Below are 1838 nucleotides of genomic sequence, written 5' to 3'. Positions count from 1 at the left end.
CAGTGAACCCTGGGGGTACGACAGTCCGCGCGCGGCCGGTCACTGGATGGGAAGCGGTCGGAACAGTCCGGCCCGGGCCGGTAGAGTCGCGGAGTGGCGCTCGGTCTTCCCTCGGTTCTCCCCAACCCCCAGCCGGCGATCGGCGAGCTGATCCGGTCGTCCGCCCCCACCTTCTCCTTCGAGTTCTTCCCACCGAAGACCGAGCAGGGGGAGCGGCTGCTCTGGCAGGCCATCCGGGAGCTGGAGTCGCTGCGTCCCTCGTTCGTCTCGATCACCTACGGTGCGGGCGGGTCGACCCGGGACACCACCGTCGCGGTGACCGAGCGGGTCGCCACCGAGACGACCCTGCTGCCGATGGCGCACCTCACCGCCGTCAACCACTCGGTCGCCGAGCTGCGCAACGTGATCGGCCGGCTCGCCGGGGTGGGGGTGCGCAACGTGCTGGCGGTCCGGGGTGACCCGCCGGGCAACCCGATGGGGGAGTGGGTCCGCCACCCGGAGGGGGTGCTCTACGCGGAGGAACTGGTCCGGCTGGTCCGGGAGTCGGGCGACTTCAGCGTCGGGGTGGCCGCCTTCCCCTACAAGCATCCCCGCTCCACGGACATCGCCACGGACACCGCCCACTTCGTCCGGAAGTGCCGGGCCGGCGCGGACTTCGCCATCACCCAGATGTTCTTCGACGCCGACGACTACCTGCGGCTGCGGGACCGGGTGGCCGCTGCCGGCGGGGACACCCCGATCCTGGCCGGCGTGATGCCGGTTACCCAGATGAGCACCATCGAGCGGTCCGCCCAGCTCTCCGGTGCGCCGTTCCCGCCCCGGCTGGCCGAGCGGTTCGCCCGGGTCGCCGACGACCCGGAGGCGGTCCGTCAGCTCGGCATCGAGCAGGCCAGCGAGATGTGCCGGCGGCTGCTCGACGAAGGGGTGCCCGGCATCCACTTCATCACCCTGAACCGGTCCACCGCCACCCGCGAGGTCTGGCAGCACCTCCAGGCCGGCGCGCGGGTGTGACGGGCCGGGGCGTACGGGTGTGACGGGTCGGTACGCGACACCCCTGCCGCCCTCCTACGGTTGAGCCGTGGTGGGCACACAGCTGAAGTGGGACGAGTACGCCACCGCCTGGGCGCGGTTGCACGGCGGGTTCGAGCCGCGCGCGGCCACTCCGGTGGTCCGTGGCTGGCTCCGGCTGGCCTATCACCTGGGCTACCTGCTCGGCCGGCTCCGGGTCAGCCCGACCGCGGTCACCGTGGCCGGGATGCTGATCTGCATCGCGGTACCGGTGGTCGCGCCCCGGGGGCAGGACGGACCGCTCCTTGCCGCCGGGATCGTGCTGCTGGCCGCCGTGGCGGACAGCGTGGACGGCGCGGTGGCGGTGGTGACCGGGCGGACCAGCCGGCTCGGGTATGTCTACGACTCGGTCGCCGACCGGGTCGGTGAGGCGGCCTGGCTGGCCGCGTTCTGGCTGATCGGGGCGCCCGGGGCGCTGGTGGTGGCGGCCGGTGCGCTCTCCTGGCTGCACGAGTACGTGCGGGCCCGGTCGGTGTCGGCGGGGATGCGGGAGATCGGCGCGGTCACCGTCGGGGAGCGACCGACCCGGGTGGTGGTCGCCTTGGTCGGACTCCTGCTCGCCGGGCTGACCGGGCTCATCCGGACGGACCTGGCGGCCGGCACCATCACGATCGCGACGGCGGTGTGGGTCCTGCTGGCCGGCTTCGGCCTGGGGCAACTGCTCGCCGCGGTCCGGCGGGTCCTCGTCGACGCCGGCTGACCCGTCCGGCCCGCCGGGCCCCGCCACCACCGGACCCCGCGACCACCGGTACCGCGATGCAGATCAGCAT

2 protein-coding genes are annotated in these 1838 nt (G+C 73.4%); both read left to right on the top strand.

Annotated features, from left to right (window positions below; all coding sequences use genetic code 11):
• Positions 1 to 93: 93 nt before the first annotated feature.
• On the top strand, positions 94 to 1011 hold the full coding sequence (gene metF / locus GSF22_RS33270; RefSeq protein WP_208817872.1) for a methylenetetrahydrofolate reductase [NAD(P)H]: 918 nt from the start codon (positions 94 to 96) through the stop codon (positions 1009 to 1011).
• 67 nt (positions 1012 to 1078) lie between these two features.
• Complete coding sequence (locus GSF22_RS33265; RefSeq protein ID WP_208817871.1) at positions 1079 to 1768, top strand: CDP-alcohol phosphatidyltransferase family protein; 690 nt, start codon at positions 1079 to 1081, stop codon at positions 1766 to 1768.
• Positions 1769 to 1838: the final 70 nt, after the last annotated feature.

The sequence above is a fragment of the Micromonospora echinofusca genome, from assembly GCF_017614955.1.
In the GTDB taxonomy this organism is placed as follows: Bacteria; Actinomycetota; Actinomycetes; order Mycobacteriales; family Micromonosporaceae; genus Micromonospora; species Micromonospora echinofusca_A.
The sequence above is the reverse complement of the archived record's forward strand: the minus strand, read 5'-3'. Positions and strand labels throughout refer to the sequence as shown.